This is a genomic window from Streptomyces sp. NPDC004111 (genome assembly GCF_042874215.1).
Classification (GTDB): domain Bacteria; phylum Actinomycetota; class Actinomycetes; order Streptomycetales; family Streptomycetaceae; genus Streptomyces.
Genome location: NZ_JBIAMU010000015.1, coordinates 74,417 through 97,806 on the forward strand (window position 1 = coordinate 74,417; position 23,390 = coordinate 97,806).

A 23,390-nucleotide genomic window follows, 5' to 3' on the forward strand; every position below is an offset into this window, starting at 1 on the left:
CTTTCGTAGAACTTCAGCCCTGCCGAATGACCAGTCTGCCACCCTGCCGCTGAGCCTCCACCCGGCCGGGGAGGTTGATGGCCCCCTGCCCGCGCCATCCGGTGATCAGGCGGTCCACCTCCTCGATGTGCCGGGCGAAGAGCGAACCGGCCGGGGAACCGGCCTCGACGACGGCCCTGCGCAGCACCCGGCGGCGCACGGCGGGCGGCAGCGCGTAGAGCTTCGCGCACTCCAGCCGGCCGGTGGCGTCCCGTACGGAGGAGGAGGCCTCGGCGGCCCAGTGGTCGAGGGCGTCCGCGTCGTCGCGGGAGAGCTGGGCCGTCCGGGCGAGTGCCTCGACGACGCCCTTGCCCAGCGCCTTCTCCAGCGCGGGCAGGCCCTCCTGGCGGAGCCGGGAGCGGGTGTAGGCGGGGTCGGTGTTGTGCGGGTCGTCCCAGACGGGCAGGGACTGGACCATGCAGGCCTTGCGGGCGGTCTGCCGGTCGAGCTGGAGGAAGGGACGGCGGTAACGCCCGGCCGCCCCCGAGACGGCCGCCATTCCGGAGAGCGAGCGGGTGCCGGAGCCGCGGGCGAGACCCAGGAGGACGGTCTCGGCCTGGTCGTCACGGGTGTGCCCGAGGAGGATCGCGGCGGCGCCGTGCCGCAGGGCCGCGCCGTCCAGGGCCGCGTACCTGGCGTCGCGGGCGGCGGCTTCCGGCCCGCCGGCCCGGCCCACGGTCACCGCGACGGCCTCCGTGGGGGCGAGTCCGAGAGCGGTCATCCGGGTGACGACCTCGGCGGCCCGGGTGCCGGAGCCCGCCTGGAGGTTGTGGTCGACGGTCACGCCGCCCGCCCGGATGCCCAGTTTGGGCGCCTCGAAGGCGAGCGCGGAGGCCAGCGCCATGGAGTCGGCGCCGCCGGAGCACGCCACGAGCACGAGCGGGGAGCCCCCGTCCGTGCGCGGCTGTGCGGTGCGGTTGTGTTCGTTCAGTACGTCGTGGAGTACGCGGCGGACCGCCAGGCGTATCGCTGCGACCGCAGGATGGGGACCCATGTCCGGTGCCCTTCGGTGGAGTTGGGGTGCCTCGGGAGGGAGGCGCCTCTGTCACGGAGAGTGCGTAGATGGTGACAGAAACGAGCGGTTACCCGAGCATTGCACGCCTACCCAGCGCTTACGGTCCCTCGGATGGGTGATTTAGCGGGCGTTTCCCTTACCGTTCCTGCAGTCGCACGCACCCGGATCACGCTTCTCCTCTACGGTGCACCCTCGCGACCCAGTCCGCCGGTTTGGCGATCTCCGACTTGGTCGGCAGGGTGTTGGGCGAGGTCCAGATCCGGTTGAAGCCGTCCATGCCGACCTCCTCGACCACGGCCCGTACGAACCGCTCGCCGTCCTTGTACTGCCGCAGCTTGGCGTCCATGCCGAGCAGCTTGCGCAGGGCGAGGTCCAGCCGGCTCGCGCCCTTGGCACGGCGCTGCTGGAACTTCTCGCGGATCTCCGCGACGGACGGCACGACCTGCGGCCCGACCCCGTCCATGACGTAGTCGGCGTGGCCTTCGAGCAGGGACATCACGGCGGTGAGCCGGCCGAGGATCTCGCGCTGCGCGGGGGTCTGCACCAGCTCGACGAGGCTGTGCCCGTCCTCGCCCTCCTCGCCCTCCGGGCGGCTGCCGGCGAAGGCCTGGGCTGCCTCGCGGAAGCGCTCCAGGATCGTCGAGGGGTCCACCTCGGTCTCGCCGAGGAACGACTGGATCTCGCCCTCCAGGTGGTCGCGCAGCCAGGGCACCGCGGTGAACTGGGTGCGGTGGGTCTCCTCGTGCAGGCAGACCCAGAGCCGGAAGTCGTGCGGGTCCACCTCCAGTTCGCGCTCGACGTGCACGATGTTCGGCGCGACGAGCAGGAGCCGGCCGCCGTCGCCCGAGCCGCCGGCGAAGTCCCGGCCCACCGGGGCGAAGGTCTCGTACTGGCCGAGGACCCGCGAGGACAGGAACGACAGCAGCATGCCGACCTCGACGCCGGTGACCTTGCCGCCGACGGCGCCGAGCACCGCGCCGCCGGGGGTGTTGCCGCGCCGCTCCTGCATCTTCCCCAGGAGCGGTTTGAGCAGCTCCCGGAAGCCCTCGACGTTGGCCTTGACCCAGCCGGCCCGGTCCACGACCAGAACGGGGGTGTCCTCGGGTTCGGTTCCTTCGGGGATCATCCGGGTGAAGGCCCGGACGTGTTCCTCGGACGCCTTGGCGTGCCTGCGCAGCTCCGCGACGACCGCCCTGGCCTCGTCCCGACTGATGTCGGGTCCGGGCCTCACCAGTCGGGTCGCGGTCGCCACCGCGAGCTTCCAGTCGACCATCTCCGCACCACCGATGCTCGTCATGCGTCAACCGTACGTTGTCGAAGGCCACCCGGGAGGCTGGTCCGGCGACCTGTTGTCCGGGGAGCGGCGGCCGGGGTCAGGGAAGGGTGGTCAACGTGGAGGCCAGGGTGTCCAGGGCCTTCTGGGCGGGGTCGGGGGCCGGGGTGCCGTCGGCGAGGAAGGCGAAGGCCAGGAGGCGGCCGTCCTTGGTGACGACGGTGCCGGCGAGGGTGTTGAGGTGGCTGAGGGTGCCGGTCTTGGCGCGGACCAGGCCGGTGCCGCCGGTGTCCCCCGCGTAGCGGGTGCTCAGGGTGCCGCTGAAGCCCGCCACCGGCAGCCCGGTCAGCACGGAGCGCAGTTCGGGGTGCGCCGGGTCGGCGGCGCGGGTGAGGAGGGCGGTGAGCAGGGCCGCCGAGACGCGGTCGTTGCGGTCGAGGCCGCTGCCGTCCGCGAAGCGGGCGCCGGTGAGCAGCCCTTCGGCCGGCAGGTCCAGCTCGGCCAGGGTGTCGTACACCGCCTTGCCCGCGCCCTCGAAGCTCACTTCCTCCCCCGCCGCCAGCGCCGTCTGCCGGGCCAGTGCCTCCGCGATGTCGTTGTCGCTGTTGGTGAGGGTCCGCTCGACCAGTGCGGACAGCGGGGCGGAGAGCGCCTTGGCCACCGGTGCCGCGTCGGCCGGGGCCTTCTCGTCGACCGGGTCGCCGGTCAGCTCCACGCCCAGTGCGCGCAGTTCCGCGGCGAAGGCGCGGGCCGCGTCGCCCGCCGGGTCGGGGGTGCGGTCGCCGATGCCGCTGCGGGTGCCGTCGGTGCGGCCCTCGTTGACCATCAGCGGGGTGACCCGGGCCAGGTTCTCGTTGCCGGCGCCGATGGGGTGGATGTCGGGGCCGGTGTAGAGCGTGGTGTCGTACGCGAGGGAGACGGGACCCGCGCCGCGGTCGCGCAGGGCGCGGGCGGTGTCGGTGGCCAGGGCGCGCAGCCCCTCCTTCTCCAGCGTCGGGTCGCCGCCGCCCTTGAGCACGATCCGCTTGCCGTCGGCGGTGGCCAGCACGGTGGTCGCGATGCGGTGGTCGGGACCGAGGGCTGACAGCGCGGCGACGGTGGTGGCGATCTTCACGGTGGAGGCGGGCGTCATCGCGGTGCGCTCCCCGCGCCCGTACAGCTGCTTGCCGGTGGCCGCGTCCACGACGGAGGCGGTACGCAGCTGCCCCAGCGCGGCACTGTCGAGGAGCGGCCCGAGGGTCTTGGCGAACCGGCCGTCCCCGGCGGGCGGCGCGGCGGCGCCGAGCGCCCCGAGAACGGTGCCGGCACTGGGCGCGGGGTCCGGTTCGGCCGGATCTGGGCGCGGGGATTCGTGATGTGCGCCACCCGTACGGTCCTGGGCGGCGGCCAGCTCCCGCTCGGCCTTACGCTGACCGGAGTCCCAGGGCCCCGCCACGGCCACCGCACCGGCCGCCAGTGCCAGTCCGGCCACGGCGGAGCCCGCCGTGAGCTGCCAGGTTCTGAGCTTGGGCACTGCGGACCAGCCCCTTTCGCGATCACAGGTCTGCGTGAGGGACACTTAACCACTGCGTCTTGCGCGAGCAGAGCACCTGGCGGGGCACATCCGGCCCATTCGGCCGGGGCCCCGGGGGTCGGTTTCCTCCGGGAGGACGCAACACCCGAGAAAACTGTGTTGATCATGGAGGAGCCACCCGTGGAGTTCGACGTCACCATCGAGATTCCGAAGGGTTCGCGGAACAAGTACGAGGTGGACCACGAGACCGGCCGGATCCGTCTGGACCGTCGCCTCTTCACCTCGACCAGCTACCCCGCGGACTACGGATTCGTCGAGAACACCCTCGGCGAGGACGGTGACCCGCTGGACGCGCTGGTCATCCTCGACGAGCCGACCTTCCCCGGCTGTGTCATCAAGTGCCGCGCCATCGGCATGTTCCGCATGACGGACGAGGCCGGCGGCGACGACAAGCTGCTGTGCGTCCCGGCGTCGGACCCGCGCGTGGAGCACCTGCGCGACATCCACCACGTGTCGGAGTTCGACCGCCTGGAGATCCAGCACTTCTTCGAGGTCTACAAGGACCTGGAGCCGGGCAAGTCGGTCGAGGGTGCGGACTGGGTCGGCCGCACCGAGGCCGAGGCCGAGATCGAGGCCTCGTACAAGCGCCTTGAGGCGCAGGGTGGCGCCCACTGACGTCGCACCGCGATGGTCCGTGCGAGCGGGCGGTACACCCTCTGCGAGGAGGGGTGCCGCCCGCTCTCATGTGTGCGGGGCGGCCGGGGGCGGCGGTGGCCGTGGGGCGGCGCCGCGAGTGAGTTCGTGAACATACTGGGCAGGCGGACATCTCCGGGACTGGAGTGGCGGAAGAGAGGCGAGTGGTGGCGGAGGCGGAGCGTGGCAGGGGCGGTACCGGTGCCGAGGGGCCCGAGGACCGCAAGCCGCAGTCGGACGAGGCCCACAGCGCGTTCTCGGCACCGTCCGGGGCGACATCCGGTGACAGGTCCGGTTCCGGCCCGAAGCCCGACGCGAAGTCCGGCCCGAAATCCGGCGTGAAGTCCGACACGAAGCCGGGCCCGAAGACCGACGCGAAGGCCGAAGCCAAGCCCGGCCCGAAGGCCGACGCGAAGGCCGACGCGAAGGCCGACGCCAGGCCCGGTCCGAAGGCCGAGGCCAGGTCCGGTGCCGTGCGGACCCCGCGGGCCGTCTCCAGCACAACCTCCGGCATCGGGGCGACCCAGGCCATTCCCGTGGTGGTGCCGGACGAGGACCAGTCGACCACCTCGGAGTTCGCGCTTCCGCAGGGGCTGAAGCCCGCGCCCGTGGTCGAGGAGGACCAGCCGACCTCGGAGTTCGCGCTCCCGGAGGGGCTCACACCGGAGGCTCCGCCGGCCCAGGAGGGCTCCGCCTTCGACGTGCCCAGAACCGCGGCACAGAAGCGGAACGGCTTCGACAGCCCCCGGACGTACAGCGCCAGGAGCTCCCCGCCCGCGTTCACCCCCGCGCAGGGCATACCGGTGGTCAAGCTGACCAAGGAGGCCCCCTGGCAGGACCGGATGCGGACCCTGCTGCGGATGCCGGTCGGGGACCGCCCCGTACCGGACAGCGTGCAGCGGCACGGTGACGACGAGGACTCCGGGCCCGCCGTCCCCCGCGTGCTCGACCTGACGCTGCGCATCGGCGAGCTGCTGCTCGCGGGCGGCGAGGGCGCCGAGGACGTCGAGGCGGCCATGTTCGCGGTGAGCCGGGCCTACGGGCTCGACCGGTGCGAGCCGACCGTCACCTTCACGCTGCTGACCATCTCCTACCAGCCCTCGCTCGTCGACGACCCGGTGACCGCCAGCCGTACGGTGCGGCGCCGGGGCACCGACTACACCCGGCTGGCGGGCGTCTACCGGCTGATCGCGGACATCACCGCCGAGGACATCGACGTCACCCTGGAGGAGGCGTACCGCCGCCTCGCGGAGATCCGCCGCAACCGGCACCCGTACCCGGGCTGGGCACTGTCGGGCGCCAGCGGGCTGCTCGCCGGTTCGGCTTCGGTGCTGGTCGGCGGCGGGGTGATCGTGTTCGTCGCGGCGGCGATCGGGGCGATCCTGGGCGACCGGCTGGCGTGGCTGTGCGCGGGGCGCGGGCTGCCGGAGTTCTACCAGTTCGTGGCGGCGGCGATGCCGCCGGCCGCGATGGGCGTCGGGCTGGCCTTCGTACCGGACAACGTGGTGGGCGGCATCCTGCCGTCCGCGGTGATCACCGGTGGGCTGTTCGCCCTGCTGCCCGGACGGGCGCTGGTCGCGGGCGTGCAGGACGGGCTGACCGGCTACTACATCACCGCGTCCGCGCGGCTGCTCGAAGTCATGTACTTCTTCATCGCGATCGTGCTGGGCGTGCTGATCGTGCTGTACGTGGGCGCGGGGCTGAACCCGAACCTGCACCCGGACGCCACGATGCACGTCCAGCCGCGGCCGGTGATCCAGATCCTGGCGTCGATCGCGCTGTGCTTCGCCTTCGCGATCCTGCTCCAGCAGGAGCGCAGCACGGTGATCATGGTGGCGCTGAACGGCGGTGTCGCCTGGATCGTGTTCGGCGCGATGAACGTCGTCGGAGGCATCTCCGCGGTCGCGGCGACGGCGGTGGCGGCGGGCCTGGTCGGCCTCTTCGGCCAGCTCTTCTCGCGCTACCAGTACGCGTCGGCGCTGCCGTACGTGACGGCGGCGATCGGGCCGCTGCTGCCCGGTTCGGCGACGTACTACGGACTGCTGGGCATCGCGCAGAACGAACTGAACACGGGCCTCGCCTCGCTGTCCAAGGCGGCGGCCATCGCGCTGGCCATCGCGATCGGCGTGAACCTCGGAGGCGAGATCTTCCGGCTGTTCCTGCGGGTGCCGGGCTCGCGCGAGGGCGGGGCCCGGCGGGCGGCGAAGCGGACGCGAGGATTCTGAAGTACGTACGAAGGGGGCGGCCCGGACCTTCCCGGTCCGGGCCGCCCCCTTGTGCTGGACTTCTGACTACCGCTTGGCGTGCCGGCCGCGCTGCGGCGGCTGCGGCGGCTGCTGGCCGGGGTACTGCTGGGCCTGGTCCGGGTAGGGCTGGGCCTGGTCGGCGTACGGCTGGGCCCGGTCCGGGTGCTGCTGGGACTGGTCGGCGTACGGCTGGCCCTGGTACGGCGGCGGAGGCTGCTGGCCCGGGTAGGGCTGCGGGGCCTGCGGAGCCTGCTGGCCCGGGTAGGGCTGCTGGGCCTGCTGGCCCGGGTACGGCTGGTTCTGGCCCGCGTACTGCTGCGGGGCCTGCCCGTCCGGGTGCTGCGGGGAACGGCCCGGGTACGGCTGCTCCGGGGCCTCCTCGGCCGGCTTCGGGCCGGCCTTCTTGGCCTGGCTGCGCGCCTTCAGCACCTCGACCACGATCGGCACGACCGAGATCAGCACGATGGCGATCAGGATGTACTCGATGTTCTTGTGGACGAACTCGACGTTGCCGAGCGCCGCGCCCAGCAGCGTCACGCCCGCGCCCCACAGGACGCCGCCGATGACGTTGTACGTGATGAACGTGCGGTAGTTCATCTTGCTGACGCCGACGATGATCGGCGTGAAGGTGCGCACGATGGGCACGAAGCGGGCCAGGATCAGCGCCTTCGGGCCGTGCTTCTCGAAGAACTCGTGCGCCTTCTGGACGTTCTCCTGCTTGAAGATCTTGGAGTCCGGCCGCTTGAAGAGGGCGGGTCCGACCTTGCGGCCGAAGAGGTAGCCGGCCTGGTCACCCAGCACCGCCGCCAGCACGATCAGCAGACAGAGCAGCCACAGCGGGGTGTCCAGCTTGTTGGTGGTGACCAGCAGGCCCGCGGTGAACAGCAGGGAGTCGCCGGGCAGGAAGAATCCGATCAGCAGGCCGGACTCGGCGAAGACGATGGCGAGCAGTCCCCACAGGCCGAACGTGTTCAGCAGATAGTCCGGGTCCAGCCAGGCCGGTCCTAGCGCAAGCGTATTCACGAGTTCCGGACTCCAGGTCTGATCGTCTGCGGTGGGCTGGCCAAAAGTACCAACGCGCGGAGGCGGGGGCGGGTTCCCCCAAGGCTCCCAGGGTGCACTCTGGGCAGAGCGGCGCAAAGCGGCTTCCCGGAAACTCGGCTCAAAGCACACCCCGCGCGCACGGCCCGCCGACGGCTCCCCGAGGGGCCCTCGACCGCCCCGCGCCGCCCCCGCGGACCCGCCGGCTACAGGTGGCGCAGCGAGTTGGCCAGGATGGCGTCGCGCAGGTACACCGCGAGGCCCGGCGCGATGGCCTCGTAGGTGGCCGTGAAGCGCTCGTCCGCCACGTACATCTCGCCGAGGTTGGCGTGCATCTCGTGCGAGCAGTCGTAGTGGTCGGAGGCGATGATCAGCCGGTGCTCCTCCGCCGCGTCCATCGCCTCCGCGGAGTCGGCGGGGACGCCCGCCGCCATCAGGCCGGCGATCTTGTGGTGCGAGGCGTCGAAGCGGTCGGTGACGCGCTTCCAGTCCTCCTTGGTGTAGCCGGCGGTGATCTGCTGCGACCGGCGCCACTGCTCCGTGCCGCCCCAGCGCCGCTCCGCCTCCTCCGCGTACTGGTCGGGGTCGAAGTCCCCGAAGACCTCGAACTTCTCCTCGGGTGTGAGGTTGATGCCCATCTTCCGTGCCTCCATGGCGGTCTCGACGGCGGTGGCCATCTGCTGGAGCTTGCCGATCCGGTCGGTGAGCAGCCGGTGCTGGCGCCGCAGGTGCTCCCGCGGGTCCGCGTCCGGGTCGTCCAGCAGGGCCGCCACCTGGTCGAGAGGGAAGCCGAGCTCCCGGTAGAACAGGATCTGCTGCAGCCGGTCGAGATCGCCGTCGCTGTAGCGCCGGTGTCCCGCGAGGCTGCGTCCGCTCGGCGAGAGCAGGCCGATCGCGTCGTAGTGGTGCAGGGTCCGCACGGTCACTCCGGCGACCTCGGCGACCCGTCCCACGGCGTGGCTCATGGCTGCCCGCTCCCCTCTCCTCGGTGGTTTCCTCGGTACGTCCCCCAGCCTGGGTCCTCACGTCGCGTGAGGTGCAAGCCCCCACGGGAACACGCGAAACCGCACCCCCGGTAGTCAAATTTGATTAGAGTGGCGGGCATGGCCGAGAAGACGATTCCCCTGCTGCCCTGCCGGACCATCCAGCCCGTCGTCGACTTCTACACCGCACTGGGTTTCACGACCACGTTCCTGCAGAAGAGCCCGTATCCGTACGCCGTCGTGCAGCGCGGCGGCATCGAGCTCCAGTTCTTCGGGATGAAGGAGTACGACCCCGCCCAGTCCTATTCCGGGGTCTACGTCGTCACCGAGGACGTGGACGCCCTCTTCGCCGCCTTCCGGGCGGGCCTCAAGGAGGCGTACGGGCGCGTCCCGGCGCGCGGGCTGCCGCGGATCGGGCCGCTGAAGGACATGAGCTACGGGATGCGGCAGTTCCTGATGACCGACCCCGGCGGGAACTCGGTCCGCGTCGGCCAGGAGATCGCCGAGGACAAGGGGCACGGCGAGGCGCCCCGGGAGACCTTCGCCAGGGCGCTGCACTACGGGACGCTGTTCGCCGACTCCAAGGAGGACCTGCCGCGCGCCGCGAAGGTGCTGGACCGGGCGCTGGCGGTCACCGACGAGACGCCGACGGCCGCCCAGCTGGTACGGCTGCTGGTGATGCGCGCCGACGTGGCGATGCGGTCCCGGGAGCCGGAGCGGGCCGCCGCTCTGCTGGAGCGGGCCGCGGCCGTCCCGCTGGCGGACGACGAGCGCAGGGCCGTACGGGACGACCTGCGGCGGGCCGAGGAGCTGCGCGAGGCGCTCCTCGGCCGGTGACCGGGCCGCCCGCGCCGGCTACTCGCCCAGTTCGTGGGAGCTCTTGCCGTCCAGGGACTCCCGGATGACGTCCGCGTGGCCGGCGTGCCGGGCCATCTCGGTGATCAGGCGCAGCAGGACCCAGCGCAGGCTGACGTCCTCCTTGGGGAACCAGGGCGCCTCGGGCAGCGCGAAGGTGGCTTCCAGGTCGGCGGCGCGGCTGAACTCGGCCCCCCTGCGGGCCACTTCGGCCCAGGCGTCGAGCTGTCCGGCCACCGTCTCGCCCTTCTCGGGGACCAGCCGGAAGCTCTCGCCCCAGTCCGCCTCGGTGCGCTGGATCGGAGCGATGTCGCAGCCGGCCATCGCGAGCCAGTTCTGCTCGACCTCGGTGACGTGCTTGAGCAGTCCGGAGAGGGAGAGCTCGCTGGCGCTGGGAGTGGTCGCCGCCTGCTCGTCGGTGAGACCGAGCAGGGCGTTGCGGATGCCCTGCCGCTGCTCCTCCAGGAAGGCCAGGAGGGTGGAGACCTCATCGGTGCAGTTCGCGGAGCTGACGTGCAGGACCATGACGGGCCGCCCTTCGGGGAACGTACGACTTGCTGGGAACAAGACCTACATTAGGAAGACTTGCGGACAACTGCTGTCCGCAAGGAGCACGGTTTCTGGAATTGTTCCGCGGGCCGCCCGGAAGGCCGCCCGGACGGGGTGCTCAGAAGGGGTACTGCGAGCGGCCGTGCTGGATGGAGATCCACTTGTGGGTGGTGAAGACCTCCACCGTGGACTCGCCGTTCATCCGGCCGATGCCGGAGGCCTTCTCGCCGCCGAAGGCGACCAGCGGGTCGTCCTGGATGGTCGAGTCGTTGATGTGCATCATCCCGGTGTGGACGCGCTGGGCGAACCGCACCCCGCGTTCCACGTTCCCGCTGTGGACGGCGCCGCTGAGGCCGTACGGGCTGTCGTTGGCGATCCGTACCGCCTCGTCGTCGCCGTCGAAGGGCAGCAGCAGGGCCACCGGGCCGAAGATCTCCTGCTCCAGGATGGGCGAGCCCTCGGGCAGGCCGGTGAGGACCGTCGGCTCCACCAGGTTGCCGCGGGTGGCGCCCCGGACGAGCGCGGTCGCCCCCTCGGCGAGGGCCTGCTCCACCAGACCCGTGAGGGCGTCCGCGTGGAAGGTGTTGATGACGGGGCCGAGCTGGGTGGCCGGGTCGGCCGGGTCGCCGGTGCGCAGGGTGCGGACCTTGGCGACGAACTTCTCGGTGAACTCCCGCTCCACGGCCCGGTCCACCAGGATCCGGTTGGCGGCCATGCAGACCTGGCCCTGGGAGACGAAGCGGCTGAAGACGGCCGCGTCGACCGCGTAGTCGAGGTCGGCGTCGTCCAGCACCGCCAGGGCGCTGTTGCCGCTGAGGGAGAGGACGGTGCGCTTGAAACGGGCCCCGGCCACCGCCGCGACGTGGCGGCCGGTGCGGTCGGAGCCGGTGAAGGCGATCACCTTGGGGACGGGGTGCTCCAGCAGCGCGTCGCCGATCTCGGCTATGTCCGTGATCAGCACGTTGAGCAGTCCGGCGGGCAGGCCCGCGTCCTCGAAGAGCCGGGCGATGAGTCCGCCGCCGGCCACCGGGGTGTTCTGGTTCGGCTTGATGACGACGGCGTTGCCCAGGGCGAGCGCGGGCGCCGCGGCCTTCATGCCGGTGAGGAAGGGGAAGTTGAACGGGCTGATGACCCCGACCACGCCGACCGGCAGGCGGTAGACCCGGTTCTCCTTGCCGGGCACCGGTGAGGAGAGGATGCGGCCCTCCGGGAGGGTGGCCAGCTGGGTCGCCTCGCGCAGGAACTCCATCGCCAGGCGGACCTCGTAGGTGGCCTTCACCAGCGTGCCGCCGACCTCCTCGGTGATCGCGGCGACGATCTCCGCCTGGCGCTCCTCGACCAGCCGCAGCACTCTCTCCACGACGTCGCGGCGGGCGTACGCGTTGACCGCGGCCCACTCGCGCTGGGCGCGCTCGGCGGCGAGATAGGCGTCGTCCACCTCCGCGACGGAGGCGACGGTGATCGCGGCGAGCTTCTCCCCGTTGTACGGGTTGAAGTCGATGATGTCCCACGAGCCGCTGCCGGTACGCCACTCGCCGTCGATGTACTGGTGGGCCAGGTCGGTGAAGAAGGACATGCGATCCCTTTGGTCTGCCACGGTCTCCCCGTGTGCCACTGTTCCCCCGTGCAATTCCCGGCGCGGTGCACCCCCGTACGCCTCGCCGGCCGTACCTCCTGCCGTCCCCTCGGACGCTCCCCTGTGACATGTGATGCTCGTGGGGAAGTCGAGGTTCCGTCAACGTACATCTGGATCAGATCAGTTGGAGGAGTCCGCGCAGGACGTCCCGGGTGTCGGAGGGACTCGGGCAGTCCTCCTGGAGGCGGTCCATCACCCGCTCGTACTGGGTGACCTCCTCGCGCTTGTCGAGGTAGAGCGCGCTGGTCAGCTGCTCCAGGTAGACCAGGTCGGAGAGGTCGGACTCCGGGAAGCGCAGCAGGGTGAAGGCGCCGCTCTCGCCCGCGTGGCCGCCGAAGTTGAACGGCATCACCTGGAGCGTGACGTTCTCCCGCTCGGAGATGTCGATCAGGTGCTGCAACTGGCCCCGCATGACGCCGCGGTCGCCGTACGGGCGGCGCAGCGCCGCCTCGTCGAGCACCGCGTGGAAGTGCGGCGCCCGCTCGGAGACCAGGATCTTCTGCCGCTCCAGCCGCAGCGCGACGCGGCGGTCGACCTCGGCGCCGGTGGCCTGCGGAATGCCGCGCGAGACGACGGCGTTGGCGTACGACTCGGTCTGCAACAGGCCGTGCACGAACTGGACTTCGTAGATACGGATGAGCGAGGCGGCGCCTTCGAGTCCCACATATGTCTGGAACCAGCCGGGGAGTACGTCGCCGAAGCTGTGCCACCACCCCGCGAGGTTCGCCTCCCGCGCCAGTGCGAGCAGCGAGTCCCGCTCGGCGCCGTCCGTCACTCCGTACAGAGTGAGGAGGTCTTCCACATCCCTGGCCTTGAAGCTCACCCGTCCCAACTCCATGCGGCTGATCTTCGATTCGGATGCACGGATCGAGTAGCCGGCCGCCTCGCGGGTGATGCCGCGCGATTCGCGCAGGCGCCTGAGCTGTGAGCCCAGCAGGATGCGCCGCACCACGGATCCGCTCGACTCGCCTGCGGTCACTTCTCCGGCCCTCCCTCTCGGTCATCTGTGCGCGAGGCCCTCCCCCAGTGCCCCGAGAGCCGAAGTCTGCCACCAAAACGCTTCGCCCCGTACTCATTCGGTTACGGAAATGGCAAGGGTGTGAAAGTGGTCCCAGGAAGAAATGAGCAAGAAACGGCACTCTGTTGTTCAAGTCCGGCGCGTGCACGTGCATCTGCCCTTGCATCTGCTGTGCGCATTCGGAACCATGGTCCGCGCGCACGTATGACCACCGCTGTATCGCCGCGACCGCGACACCCGGGAGTGCCTCGCATGGGGACCAATGGATCGACCATGCTCGTGCCGTTACGGCAGGGCTTGCCCCCCATCGACCCGTCGGCGGTGACAGGATCGGCTTCCTGCGCGCTGCCCGCGAGATACGAAGCGGTGCGCGGGGCACGGAAGTTCACCCGGAGCACGCTCTGTCAGTGGCGCCTGGAGGACCGGTTCGACGATGTCGCGCTGGTGGTCTCGGAACTCGTCACCAACGCGCTGCGGCACGCCCTTCCGCCGGACACCCCGCGCGAGAGCGTCCCGCCGGTGCGGCTGCACCTGATGCACTGGAACTCCCGGCTGGTGTGCGCGGTGCGCGATCCCAGCAGGGAGGGGCCCACCGCGCGCGAGAGCGACGACTTCTCGGCGGAGTCGGGGCGGGGGCTTTTCCTGGTGGACTCCTTCAGCGACGACTGGGGGTGGCACCCCCTGGCCGGGCCGCTGAACGGAAAGGTCGTGTGGGCGCTGTTCCGCCTCGGCGACGAGCAGGACGCCGGGCTGTAGCGCACGGTCCGGTCCGCTCCACCGGCCCCGGTGGGTTTCCCGGAGCCGTACCCGGTACCGCGCCCGGCCCCGCGGGCCGCGGCCGGACGGTTTCCCGTGGCCGGACGGTTCAGTTCCCGGCCGTCAGATGGTCGAACTCGCCGTCCTTGATGCCGAGCAGCATCGCCTCTATTTCCGCGGGCGTGTAGACGAGGGCGGGGCCCTCGGGATGTCGCGAGTTGCGCACCGCGACATTTCCGCCCGGGAGTTTCGCGAACTCCACACAGGAACCCTGAGAGTTGCTGTGCCTGCTCTTCTGCCAGACCACCCCGTGCAGATCTGTGGCCGCCATGCCGTTGTATGCGTGGTGCACAGGTCGCTCCCGGAAGTACTGGTGTCAACTGCTGGCGTCAACTGCCGGCGCCCACAAACCGTGGTCACCGCCGTTGCTGTCATTGGCTGTCGAACTGTCAACTGACCCGGATCATAGCTTCGTTCATCTGCCGATGCATGGGCAGATGCACGTGCACGCGGGGTTGCCCCTTGACTACAGAACGGCCCGGCCTTATTGGCACCCAGCTTTTACGACTAGACGCCCTGGTAGCTTGACGCGTTCCTTCCGCAAACCAATCGGGCAACCAACATGGGGAGTTTGGAGTGCACCAGCACATTCGTACCGTCGCCGGAGCCGCCGCGGTCGCGGCGGCCCTTCTGCTGACCGGATGCAGCAGCGACGGCGCCCAGGGCGACAAGGCCAAGCCGTCGGACGGGGCCGTCGGCAGCGGCGCCGACCAGGGGTCCGGTTCCGGCGGTGCCGGCACGCCGCCCGCCGGGGACGCCGGAGCGGGTGACGTCACCGGCTCCTGGACCGCCACCGCCAACGGCAAGCTGGTCGTCCTGACCATCCAGGGCGACATGGCCGGCATCGCGGGCGAGAACCTGTGCACCGGCCGGGTGGTCCGCCAGGGCGGGGTCACGCTGGACATGAAGTGCCCCAACGGCAACACCGACCGGGCCAAGGGCACGGTGACGGCGGGCGGCGACGGCAGGACCCTCACGGTGAAGTGGGAGGGCAGCGGCACCGAGGAGAAGTTCACCAAGGCCGCGGGCGCCGGGCTGCCGTCGGGCGTGCCCACCGACTTCCCCTCCGGGCTGCCGTCGGCCGCCCCGAAGGTGCCGGGCACCTGAGCCGCCGCTAGGTGCCGCCGGTGCGGGCCGCGTTCCCCTTGGGGCGCGGCCCTTCCGCGTCCAGGGTGTCGGTGAGTTCGTCCAGCGCTTCCAGGAGCAGCCCGGCGCCCTTCCGTACGACCTTGTCGTCGCCCGCGGTGTCCTCGGAGTCCCAGGCCGCGAGCGCCGCCCGGAAGGCGTCCCACTCGGGCGCCCGCCGCTCGCGCACCGCACGGGCCGCCTCGTCCACGTCGGTGCGCAGGGCCTCGGCGAGAGCGGCGGCGGCCGGCACCGGGCGGGTGTCCCGGGCCGGCAGGTGGGCCTCCATCAGCATGGCCACCCGGGCGAGCTGGGCCAGTGCGTCCGGGGCGTCGGCGGCGGCGGACCGGGAGAGCCCGCGGTGCCGGACCGGCTCGTTGGCGGCCCGCTCCACGGCCCCCTTCCAGGCGACCCGGGCCTCCCTGGTGGCCAGCAGGGTCTCCCGTACGGCGTCGGAGGGGGCCCCGGCGGGGTCGGCGTACCGCTGGAGGACGGCGGAGGCGTACCGCCCGTCCGCCACCAGCCAGTCGGCGAGACGGGTGCGCAGCCGGGGCGTCTCCCACGCCGGGTAGACGGCGTACGCCAGCATCGCGAGGAGGCCGCCCGCCAGGGTGAGCAGGACGCGCTCGGGCACCGTCTGGGTCCACTGGAGGCCGCCCATGCCGAGCAGGAAGACCACGTACGCGGCGACGCAGGCCTGGCCCACCGCGTAGCTGGTGCGCAGCAGCAGGAACATCAGGAACGCGCAGCCGACCGCGATGGCGGCGGACAGCTCGGTGCCCGGGTGGGCGAGCTGCACGAGACCGGTCGCCAGGGTGACGCCGAGCAGGGTGCCGCCGAAGCGGGCGACGGCCCGGGAGTACGTCTGCGAGAAGTCGGGCCGCATGACCATCACGGAGGCCATCGGCGCCCAGTAGCCGTGGCCGAGCGGCAGGGCCGTACCGACGGCGTAGCCGGTGGCGCTCACGGCGGCCACCCGCAGGGCGTGCCGGAAGACCGGGGAGTCGCGGCGCAGCTCGCCGCGCATCGCGCGCAGCGCGACCGGGAACAGCCCGAACACGGTCGGCCTGCGCAGGTGGTCGACCGGGTCGGCGCGGTGCTCGGGACGGCCGCCGATCTTCCGGGCCGCCTTGCGGGCGGCCTCCTGCGCGGCGTGGGCGGCGGCGCGGTACTGCGGGCCGCCCTCCTGCGGGGCGCCGCGTCCGGTGTCGGTGGTGCCGGTGCCGCGGGCGGTCTCCACCACGTCCCGCAGCAGGTTGATCAGCCGGGACTCGGCGCGGCGGGCGGGCCCGGAGAGCACGGCGCCCTCCTTGGGCAGGGCCAGTACGGCGGTCGCCGCCGGGGACATCACGACGGGCTCGCCGTGCCGCACCGCGCGGGCCGCGGCGTCCAGCGTGGACGCGGCGGCGGCCAGCAGCTCGCGCACCCGGGCCCGCTCCTCGCCCTCCGCCGGTACGCCCAGCGCGGGGTCGGCGAGCGAGGCGAGCACGGGCCGGATGCGTTCGGCCAGACCGCGGGTGCCGTGCAGTTCGGCGGGGCGGCGGCGGGCCTGGCGCGGGGTGATCGCGGCGGCGCTGCGGGCGGTCATCAGCGGCTCGGGGTCGAACGGTGCGACGGGGTCGTGGCGCAGCCGGCGCGCGTAGTCCGCCTCGGCGGCGAGGGCGTCGGCGAGGGCGTCGCGCTGGGCGCCCCAGCGGCGCACCGGGAGCAGGACGATCAGGGTGGCCTGGACGACACCGCCGACCATGATCATCGCGGCGTGGCCGGCGGCGGCCGAGACGGAGGTCGGCAGGGTGACGGTGACCAGCATGATCGCCACGTTGGAACTGGCGATCATGCCGGCGGTCGGCCCGACGGCCCACGCCATCCCGGCCAGGAACGTCCACGCGGCGAGGAGCGTGATGAACAGGGCCGGGTGGCCGCCGGTCAGATAGCCCGCGAAGGTCGACACGGCGAGACTGGCCCCGGAGGCGAGGGCCAGCACGGGCCGGGTGCGCCAGCTGCGCTGGAAGGTGGCCAGGGCGGCCTGGAACGCGCCGAACGCGGAGCTGACGGCGACCGCCGGGCCGAAGAAGTGCAGGGCCACCCCGACGACGATGGCGAGGCCGAGGGCGCCTCGGGCGGCGATCAGCGGTTCGAGGCGCTGCCGCTCGACGGTCAGGCCGGAGCGGGCGGTGTGTTTCAGGGCCTTCAGCCAGCTCATGGGGTTGAGGGTAGCCGGGGTGCGGGTGGGGGCGGTGTGTGACCTGGGGGTGCGTCGCGAGTGCGGGAGGCGCTCCCTGGGGACGTGAGGGGCTGCTCGCGCGGTTCCCCGCGCCCCCGGGGCGGGTCACGTCGTGTTGAGGGCGACCGTGGGGTGGAGGCGGGAGGCTCGGGCCGCCGGGTAGAGGCCGGCGGTGATGCCGATCAGGAGCGTGGCCGCCAGGCCGCCCGCCAGGGACCACGGGGGAACCACCGCCGTCCACCCCTGCGCCGCCGCGAAGGCGTACGTCGCGGCGGCGCCCAGTGCCGCCCCCGCCGCCCCGCCCAGCGCGGACAGCAGCAGCGACTCCGTCAGGAACTGGATCCGGACCGCCCCCTTCGTCGCCCCCAGCGCCCTGCGCAGCCCGATCTCCTGACGGCGCTCCAGGACCGAGACGACCATGGTGTTGGCGACGCCCACACCGCCCACCAGCAGCGCCACCGCGCCCAGCCCCAGCATCAGCGTCGTCAGCCCCTCGTCGGTGGCCGCCTTCGCCGCGAGCGCGTCGGACGGGCGGGACACCTTGACCGCGTACTCGTCGCCGGGGTTCACCGTGCGGCCGAGCACCGCCCGTACGTCCTCCACCGCGTCGTCCCTCGACCGCTCGAACACCGTGCTCGGACGGCCGTCGAAGGCGAAGTACTTCTCGGCCGCCGGGAAGCCCACCATGGCCACCCGGTCGAGCGTCGGGACCAGCTCGACGGGTTCGAGGATGCCCACGACCACCACGTGCACGTCGTTCAGCATGATCTTGTCGCCGGGCTCGGTGATGCCGAGCCGTTCGGCGGCGACCGCGCCGAGGACCGTGACGGGGAGCCGTTCGTTCGCGACGTTGAGCCAGACGCCCCGCGCCACCCGCGCGTTGAGCGCGTCCAGCAGGTCGGGGCGGGCGGCCTGGGTGGTGACCCCGGCGGTGCGCTCGGGCGGCACCACGTCGCTGCGCCTGATCCGGGCGTCGACGTTCGCGGTCGCGGTGGCGTGCTCGACGGGGCCGATCCGCTCGACCATGGCGACCGCGTTCCTGGGCAGTACGGCCTCCCTGCCCTGCTCGTCCTTGCCCGCCTCCGCGGTGAGCAGATTGGTGCCGAGCCGGTCGAGCCGCGCCATCAGGTCGGCGCGGCTGGACTGCGAGAGGCCGACCACCGCGACCATCGTCGCGATGCCGATCGCGATGCCCAGCGCGGACAGGACGACCCTGGCCCGGCGGGCGCGGAGCCCGACCGCGCCGACCCGCAGCACGTCGCGCGGGCCGAGCCGGGCGGGCTTCAGCCCCAGTCCCCCGCCGTTCATGGACGTACCTCTTCCGGATTCCGGGCCGGTGCCGGTGCCGGGTGCGCGGACGGGGCGGCCGGGGTACCCGAGTCGGCGACCACCTCGCCGTCCCGGAAGCGGACGCGGCGGGGCAGCGAGTCGGCGATCTCGTTGTCGTGGGTGATGACGCAGATGGTGGTGCCGACCGCGTTCAGCTCGCGGACGAGTTCCATGACGATCTCGCCGGACGCCGTGTCGAGGGCGCCGGTGGGCTCGTCCGCGAGGAGCAGGGCGGGGTCGCCGACCAGGGCGCGGGCGATGGCCACGCGCTGCTTCTCACCGCCGGAGAGCTCGTGGGGCCGGTGCGAGAGGCGGTGGCCGAGACGGACCCGTTCGAGGGCGGTACGCGCACGGGCCCGGCGGGCCTTGAGCGGAACGCCCGCGTACAGCAGCCCGTCGGCGACGTTGTCGACCGCGTCCCGGCCGGACGCCAGGTGGAAGTGCTGGAAGACGAAGCCGATGTGCCGGGCGCGCAGGGCCGACAGCTGGGCGTCGGACAGCTCGCCCACGTCGTACCCGGCGACGCGCACGGTGCCCGTGGTGGGCTTGTCGAGGGTGCCGATGACATTGAGCACGGTCGACTTCCCGGAACCGGAGGGCCCGACGATCGCCACCAGCTCGCCCCGCCGCACGGTCAGATCCACCCCCCGCAGGGCATGCACCCCACCGGGATACGACTTGGCCGCCCCGCACAACTCGACCACGGGAACACCGGGACCGCCCCGGCCCCCCACCACGCCGACGGCACCCGCACCCGGTTCCCCGTCCCTCACGTTCCTCCGCCCCTCCCTCATGACTTCGCCATCCCGACCCGCATCCCCTCGCGGAGCAGGGAGCCGCTCACCTCGATGCGGCCGTCCGCCGTCATGCCTGTTTCCACCCGGATCATCCGGGACTTTCCGCCCTCCACCACCTGGAGGCCGTAGCCGCCCTTCTCGCCGCGCAGGGCGACCACCGCCTCGACCGGCACCGCGAGGACGCCCGCGCGGCTCTCGCTGACGAACCGCACGCTCGCCGACGCCTTCGCGTCCTCGCCCGACGCGGCGCCCGCACCGCCGTCCAGGACGACCTCGACGGTGATGCCGTCCTGCGCGCCGCCGGCCCCCTGTCCCGAGGCGGCTTCCGTCGTTTCGGGGCGGACCGTTCCCTCGACCCTGCCGTTGGCCTTCCGGCCGCTGGGCAGGGTGACCTCGACCCGGGTGCCCTTCGAGGTGAGCGCCCCGTCGGTCTGGTCGAGCCGGGCCCGTACGACCGGCTTGGTGGAGCCGATCGTCAGGACCGAGGTGTCGGGTCCGACCTGGTCGGCGAGTGCGGCGTCGGCGGCGAGCACCTTGACCGGGCCGGGCTGGAAGACCACCTCGCCCCGGCCGACCCGGCCGGTGGGTTCGCGGTTCAGCGACTTCTGCCACTGCTTGACCGCGGCCTCGGTGTCCTTGTCGTACCGCACGTCGACGTACAGCTTGGAGCCGTACCCCAGGTCCCGCAGGTTGCGCTCCAGCTGGAGCACGTCGCTGCCCCGGTCGCCCGCTCTCATCTCGCGGAACATCGGGACCGGGCCGTAGAGCAGCGTGACGGGCTTGTCGTTCAGCTCGTACAGTGCCTGGCCCCTGCGCACCGTCCGCCCCTCGGCGGCGGCGACGGTGACGGTGCCCTCGACGGCGGACTTCACCGCGCGGCGCTGCGCGAAGTCCAGCCTGCCGTCGACCGTCTTCGACTGGGTGAGGTCGGTGCGCACGACGGTCGTGGTGGCGGGCGGCAGCTTGCCGCCGCCGGTGCCCACCGGCTTCGCGCCCCCGTCCAGGAGCAGGAACCCGGCCCCCGCGGCGGCGACGGCGGCGACCGCGCCGGCGGTGCGCAGGACAGTGCGGCGCTTCATCTACTGCATCCCGTCCAGGCCGTCGAGGAGCTTCGACCTGCACGCCTCACGGGCCTTCTTGTAGGCGGGCGAGGTGGTGTCGATGGACGGCGACGCCGGGTTGGGGTCGCCGCCGGGCTGCGCGTTGCCGGCGCTCATGGTCGGGTTGGTGAACTTGGAGACCCCGTTGTCGCGCATGCACTTGGCGTGCGCGAGCATCGACTCGAAGGACTTCTGCTGGTCCCGCTTGGGCTCGGCCGCCATGGCCGCCTGGAGTTCGGTGCGGCAGACGCCGTCCTTGCCGCCCTTGTACGCCTCCATCTGCCCCGGCCGGGAAGCGATCTCGTCGATCTTCGTCCAGTCCAGGTAGCCGCTGAGCCTGGGGTCCGGGTAGTCCGTGTAGCCGCCCTTGCCGCGCATGCACTGGACGTACTTCAGCTGCGCGTCGTAGAAGGCGCTCCGGCCGGGCGGCGGAGCGCTCGCGCTGTTCCCGTCGTCCGGCCGCGCCCCGGAGGCCGCGGGCGCGTCGGGCACGGACGCCACGTCGTCCTGCTTCGGGGCCTCGGCGCCGCCCCCGCAGGCGACGGCGAGGGCGAGGACGGGAGCGGCGGCGAAGGCCGCGAGCCGCGGCCGGGAGGAGGTCTGGGTGCTCATGCCGCCACACTCCGAGCGCCACATGGCGGTCGCTCCATGAGCACATGATGGGAACGTAACAATGCCCCCGGCCTGCGCTTCCGTCCCCGCCGCGGGGCCCTGGGCGGCCCGTGCGCCGCACATAATCGCTCCCATGCCGCATGTACTGCTCATCGAGGACGACGCTTCCGTACGGGACGGAATGGAGCTCGTGCTGCGCCGGCACGGGTACGGCGTCGACACGGCCGCCACCGGTGAGGAGGCGCTCGCCCTGCTCGACGGACCCGGCGGCGACCGGGTGGAGCTGGCCGTCCTGGACCTGATGCTGCCGGGCATGGACGGCTTCGAGGTGTGCCGCCGCATCCGCCGCAGGACCCACACCCTGCCGGTGATCATGCTGACCGCGCGCGGTGACGACGACGACATCGTGACGGGCCTGGAGGCGGGCGCCGACGACTACGTGGTGAAGCCGGTCACCGCGCCCGTGCTGGAGGCCCGCATCAGGGCGGCGCTGCGGCGCGCGGAACCGTCCCCGCAGCCGGCCGCGAACGGGCGGCCCGCCGCGCCCGCCGCTCTCGCCGGGCTGCTGATCGACCGCGCCGGGCTGACCGTCACCAAGTACGGCACCCCGGTCGCGCTGCCGCCCACCGAACTGCGGCTGCTCCTGGAACTGTCGGCCTCGCCCGGCCGGGTCTTCAGCCGCGAACAGCTCCTCGCCTCCGTGTGGGACCACAGCTTCCTGGGCGACTCCCGGCTGGTGGACGCGGCGGTCGGCCGGCTGCGCGCCAAGATCGAGGACGTACCGGCGAAGCCCCGCTACGTCCAGACGGTGCGCGGCTTCGGCTACCGGTTCGGACCGCTGTGAGACGTACGGGCGGGCCCGGGTCCGGCGCTCGCGCGGACACCGGCGGGGCGGACGCGGGCCGCGTGCGGCCCCGGGCCGGCGCACCGCGCCGCTCCCGCCGTCTGGTCGGCGGGCTGCGTGCCCGGCTGGTCGCCGCGTTCGTCGTCGTCGCCCTGCTCAGCGCGGTCACCGCGACCGCCCTCGCCTACCGGGACGCCCGTACCGCCGTCCTCCAGCGCGCCCAGAACGCGGCCGTGAACGACCTCAGGGAGCGGGTCGCGGCGGTCGCCGCCGAGTTCGACGTACCGCCCGACCAGGCCTCCCTCACCAGGTTCGCGACCCGGGTCTCGGACGGTCTCGGCGCCCGCGTCGTGGTCGCCCGCTACCAGGACCTGACGGCCGTCTCCGACGCGTCCGCCGACACCGCGGGCCGGATCACCGCGGAGCTGCGGGCCGCCGTACGGACCAGGGACACCACCCAGTTCCAGCGGGTGCAGTGGCGGGGCGAGCCGTACGTGGTGGTCGGCACCCCGGTGACGTACGCGGACGGCGACCGGCGCACCTCCGGCCTGGAGGTCTTCGCGATCTCCGACCTGCGCGCCGAGCGCGACGACGCCAACGCCCTGCTCGACTCGGTGCGTTCGGGCCTGGTACCGGTCGTCCTGCTGGCCGCCGTACTGGCCCTGCTGGCCGCCGGTACGGTCCTGCGTCCGGTACGGAAGCTGGGCCGGGCCACCCGTGAACTGGCCGCGGGGGACCTCGGCACCCGGGTCGCGGTCCGCGGCCACGACGAACTCGCCGACCTGGCGCGGACGTTCAACGAGACCGCGGACGCCCTCCAGGAGTCGGACGCGGAACTGCGCGCGCAGGAGGCGAAGGCCCGCCGCTTCGTCGCGGACGTCTCGCACGAACTGCGCACCCCGCTGGCGGCGATGACCATGGTGGCGACCGTGCTGGAGGAGGACGCCGAGCAGCTGCCGCCGGACGCGGCGCTGGCGGCCCGTACGGTCGGCGCGGAGACGGCCAGGCTGGCCCGGCTGGTCGAGGACCTGATGGAGATCTCCCGCTTCGACGCGAAGGCGGCCCAGCTGAACGCGGCGGAGGCCGACCTCGCCGGTACCGTGCGGGCGTCGTTGGCGCTGCGCGGCTGGACGGACCGGGTGGAGGCCCGGCTGCCGGAGGGGCTGCGGGCGGTGGTCGACCGGCGGCGCGTCGATGTGATCGTGGCGAACCTGGTGGGGAACGCGCTGCGGCACGGACGCCCACCGGTCACCGTGACGCTCCGGGTCGAAGGGGCGGGCGGGGACGAAGAGGCGGGCGGGAACGGAGACGCGGTCGGGGACGGACGGGCGGGCGGGGACGGAGGTGGCTGGGTGGTGCTGGAGGTGGCCGACCGCGGGCCCGGACTGCCACCGGAGGCGCGGGAGCGGGTCTTCGACCGGTTCTACAAGGGGGACTCCGCACGCACACGGGCCGCCGTCGACGACGGAACGGGACAGGGCAGCGGGCTCGGTACGGCCATCGCGCGGGAGAACGCGCGGCTGCACGGCGGCACGATCGAGGCGGCCGGGCGGCCGGGCGGCGGCGCGGTGTTCACCCTGCGCCTGCCCCTGCGGCGCACGGGCGCCGACGAAGCGGCAGAGACACCCACCGGGACCGGCACCGACGGCCCCCCGACCGGCACGAAGGACACGGCATGAAGG

The 23,390-nt window shown here is 72.6% G+C and carries 21 protein-coding genes; 7 read left to right on the top strand and 14 right to left on the bottom strand.

Features of this window, described 5'->3' with window-relative positions; genetic code table 11:
- Positions 1-13: 13 nt before the first annotated feature.
- The 3 genes from tilS to dacB form a co-directional block, all read right to left on the bottom strand.
- On the bottom strand, positions 14-1,033 hold the full coding sequence (gene tilS, locus ACFYVL_RS27515; protein ID WP_389249377.1) for a tRNA lysidine(34) synthetase TilS: 1,020 nt from the start codon (positions 1,031-1,033) through the stop codon (positions 14-16).
- Between the two features lie 187 nt (positions 1,034-1,220).
- Entirely contained in the window at positions 1,221-2,351 is a 1,131-nt protein-coding gene (locus ACFYVL_RS27520; protein WP_389249379.1) for a zinc-dependent metalloprotease, read from the bottom strand.
- 76 nt (positions 2,352-2,427) lie between these two features.
- Positions 2,428-3,840 (bottom strand): D-alanyl-D-alanine carboxypeptidase/D-alanyl-D-alanine-endopeptidase, encoded by a 1,413-nt coding sequence (gene dacB / locus ACFYVL_RS27525; RefSeq protein ID WP_389249381.1) that lies wholly within the window; start codon positions 3,838-3,840, stop codon positions 2,428-2,430.
- A 180-nt stretch (positions 3,841-4,020) separates the two neighbouring features.
- Between dacB and ACFYVL_RS27530 the strand changes: the two genes are divergently transcribed.
- The gene (locus ACFYVL_RS27530; protein WP_185034151.1) at positions 4,021-4,515 is read left to right on the top strand and encodes an inorganic diphosphatase; all 495 of its coding nucleotides are present in this window, start codon (positions 4,021-4,023) and stop codon (positions 4,513-4,515) included.
- Positions 4,516-5,045: 530 nt separating this feature from the next.
- On the top strand, positions 5,046-6,758 hold the full coding sequence (locus tag ACFYVL_RS27535; protein ID WP_389249777.1) for a threonine/serine exporter ThrE family protein: 1,713 nt from the start codon (positions 5,046-5,048) through the stop codon (positions 6,756-6,758).
- Positions 6,759-6,824: 66 nt separating this feature from the next.
- Here ACFYVL_RS27535 and ACFYVL_RS27540 read toward each other — a convergent pair whose 3' ends face one another.
- Together ACFYVL_RS27540 and ACFYVL_RS27545 are read right to left on the bottom strand one after the other, a co-directional pair.
- On the bottom strand, positions 6,825-7,802 hold the full coding sequence (locus ACFYVL_RS27540) for a VTT domain-containing protein (RefSeq protein ID WP_389249383.1): 978 nt from the start codon (positions 7,800-7,802) through the stop codon (positions 6,825-6,827).
- Between the two features lie 224 nt (positions 7,803-8,026).
- A complete protein-coding gene (locus tag ACFYVL_RS27545) occupies positions 8,027-8,785 on the bottom strand; it encodes a MerR family transcriptional regulator (RefSeq protein WP_389249385.1) in 759 nt (252 codons plus the stop codon).
- A gap of 138 nt (positions 8,786-8,923) precedes the next feature.
- On the opposite strand from ACFYVL_RS27545, the gene ACFYVL_RS27550 reads away from it, so the two are divergent.
- On the top strand, positions 8,924-9,640 hold the full coding sequence (locus ACFYVL_RS27550) for a bleomycin resistance protein (RefSeq protein ID WP_389249387.1): 717 nt from the start codon (positions 8,924-8,926) through the stop codon (positions 9,638-9,640).
- 18 nt (positions 9,641-9,658) lie between these two features.
- Here ACFYVL_RS27550 and ACFYVL_RS27555 read toward each other — a convergent pair whose 3' ends face one another.
- From ACFYVL_RS27555 to ACFYVL_RS27565, 3 genes are all read right to left on the bottom strand, one after another.
- On the bottom strand, positions 9,659-10,183 hold the full coding sequence (locus tag ACFYVL_RS27555; protein WP_389249389.1) for a DinB family protein: 525 nt from the start codon (positions 10,181-10,183) through the stop codon (positions 9,659-9,661).
- A 142-nt stretch (positions 10,184-10,325) separates the two neighbouring features.
- Positions 10,326-11,783, bottom strand: coding sequence for an aldehyde dehydrogenase family protein (locus tag ACFYVL_RS27560; protein ID WP_389249391.1), 1,458 nt, complete (start codon positions 11,781-11,783; stop codon positions 10,326-10,328).
- 175 nt (positions 11,784-11,958) lie between these two features.
- Positions 11,959-12,822 carry a helix-turn-helix domain-containing protein gene (locus ACFYVL_RS27565; RefSeq protein WP_389249393.1) on the bottom strand — a complete coding sequence of 288 codons (864 nt, stop codon included), beginning with the start codon at positions 12,820-12,822 and terminating at the stop codon, positions 11,959-11,961.
- 291 nt (positions 12,823-13,113) lie between these two features.
- Here ACFYVL_RS27565 and ACFYVL_RS27570 point away from each other — a divergent pair, with 291 nt between their 5' ends.
- On the top strand, positions 13,114-13,617 hold the full coding sequence (locus tag ACFYVL_RS27570) for an ATP-binding protein (RefSeq protein ID WP_389249395.1): 504 nt from the start codon (positions 13,114-13,116) through the stop codon (positions 13,615-13,617).
- Positions 13,618-13,726: 109 nt separating this feature from the next.
- Here ACFYVL_RS27570 and ACFYVL_RS27575 read toward each other — a convergent pair whose 3' ends face one another.
- Positions 13,727-13,969 (bottom strand): DUF397 domain-containing protein, encoded by a 243-nt coding sequence (locus ACFYVL_RS27575; protein WP_389249397.1) that lies wholly within the window; start codon positions 13,967-13,969, stop codon positions 13,727-13,729.
- 284 nt (positions 13,970-14,253) lie between these two features.
- Between ACFYVL_RS27575 and ACFYVL_RS27580 the strand changes: the two genes are divergently transcribed.
- Positions 14,254-14,784 carry a hypothetical protein gene (locus ACFYVL_RS27580; protein WP_389249399.1) on the top strand — a complete coding sequence of 177 codons (531 nt, stop codon included), beginning with the start codon at positions 14,254-14,256 and terminating at the stop codon, positions 14,782-14,784.
- A 7-nt stretch (positions 14,785-14,791) separates the two neighbouring features.
- Here the strand turns inward: ACFYVL_RS27580 and ACFYVL_RS27585 are convergent, their stop codons facing one another.
- From ACFYVL_RS27585 to ACFYVL_RS27605, 5 genes are all read right to left on the bottom strand, one after another.
- Positions 14,792-17,005, bottom strand: a complete 2,214-nt coding sequence (locus tag ACFYVL_RS27585; RefSeq protein WP_389249401.1) for an FUSC family protein — start codon at positions 17,003-17,005, stop codon at positions 14,792-14,794.
- Between the two features lie 126 nt (positions 17,006-17,131).
- The gene (locus ACFYVL_RS27590; RefSeq protein WP_389249403.1) at positions 17,132-18,334 is read right to left on the bottom strand and encodes an ABC transporter permease; all 1,203 of its coding nucleotides are present in this window, start codon (positions 18,332-18,334) and stop codon (positions 17,132-17,134) included.
- The gene (locus ACFYVL_RS27595) at positions 18,331-19,092 is read right to left on the bottom strand and encodes an ABC transporter ATP-binding protein (RefSeq protein ID WP_389249779.1); all 762 of its coding nucleotides are present in this window, start codon (positions 19,090-19,092) and stop codon (positions 18,331-18,333) included. The genes ACFYVL_RS27590 and ACFYVL_RS27595 overlap by 4 nt, the downstream gene beginning before the upstream one ends.
- Before the next feature lie 53 nt (positions 19,093-19,145).
- Positions 19,146-20,231, bottom strand: a complete 1,086-nt coding sequence (locus ACFYVL_RS27600; RefSeq protein WP_389249405.1) for a peptidoglycan-binding protein — start codon at positions 20,229-20,231, stop codon at positions 19,146-19,148.
- Positions 20,232-20,864 (bottom strand): hypothetical protein, encoded by a 633-nt coding sequence (locus ACFYVL_RS27605; protein WP_389249407.1) that lies wholly within the window; start codon positions 20,862-20,864, stop codon positions 20,232-20,234.
- A 133-nt stretch (positions 20,865-20,997) separates the two neighbouring features.
- Between ACFYVL_RS27605 and ACFYVL_RS27610 the strand changes: the two genes are divergently transcribed.
- Positions 20,998-21,708, top strand: coding sequence for a response regulator transcription factor (locus tag ACFYVL_RS27610; RefSeq protein WP_389249409.1), 711 nt, complete (start codon positions 20,998-21,000; stop codon positions 21,706-21,708).
- 62 nt (positions 21,709-21,770) lie between these two features.
- A complete protein-coding gene (locus tag ACFYVL_RS27615; RefSeq protein WP_389249411.1) occupies positions 21,771-23,387 on the top strand; it encodes an ATP-binding protein in 1,617 nt (538 codons plus the stop codon).
- Positions 23,388-23,390 lie beyond the last annotated feature (3 nt).

Coding starts and splice junctions, on each gene's coding strand:
- tilS (WP_389249377.1), bottom strand. CDS start 1,033: ATGGGTCCCCATCCTGCGGTCGCAGCGATACGCCTGGCGGTCCGCCGC.
- ACFYVL_RS27520 (WP_389249379.1), bottom strand. CDS start 2,351: ATGACGAGCATCGGTGGTGCGGAGATGGTCGACTGGAAGCTCGCGGTG.
- ACFYVL_RS27545 (WP_389249385.1), bottom strand. CDS start 8,785: ATGAGCCACGCCGTGGGACGGGTCGCCGAGGTCGCCGGAGTGACCGTG.
- ACFYVL_RS27550 (WP_389249387.1), top strand. CDS start 8,924: ATGGCCGAGAAGACGATTCCCCTGCTGCCCTGCCGGACCATCCAGCCC.
- ACFYVL_RS27555 (WP_389249389.1), bottom strand. CDS start 10,183: ATGGTCCTGCACGTCAGCTCCGCGAACTGCACCGATGAGGTCTCCACC.
- ACFYVL_RS27560 (WP_389249391.1), bottom strand. CDS start 11,783: ATGTCCTTCTTCACCGACCTGGCCCACCAGTACATCGACGGCGAGTGG.
- ACFYVL_RS27570 (WP_389249395.1), top strand. CDS start 13,114: ATGGGGACCAATGGATCGACCATGCTCGTGCCGTTACGGCAGGGCTTG.
- ACFYVL_RS27585 (WP_389249401.1), bottom strand. CDS start 17,005: ATGAGCTGGCTGAAGGCCCTGAAACACACCGCCCGCTCCGGCCTGACC.
- ACFYVL_RS27590 (WP_389249403.1), bottom strand. CDS start 18,334: ATGAACGGCGGGGGACTGGGGCTGAAGCCCGCCCGGCTCGGCCCGCGC.
- ACFYVL_RS27600 (WP_389249405.1), bottom strand. CDS start 20,231: ATGAAGCGCCGCACTGTCCTGCGCACCGCCGGCGCGGTCGCCGCCGTC.
- ACFYVL_RS27605 (WP_389249407.1), bottom strand. CDS start 20,864: ATGAGCACCCAGACCTCCTCCCGGCCGCGGCTCGCGGCCTTCGCCGCC.
- ACFYVL_RS27610 (WP_389249409.1), top strand. CDS start 20,998: ATGCCGCATGTACTGCTCATCGAGGACGACGCTTCCGTACGGGACGGA.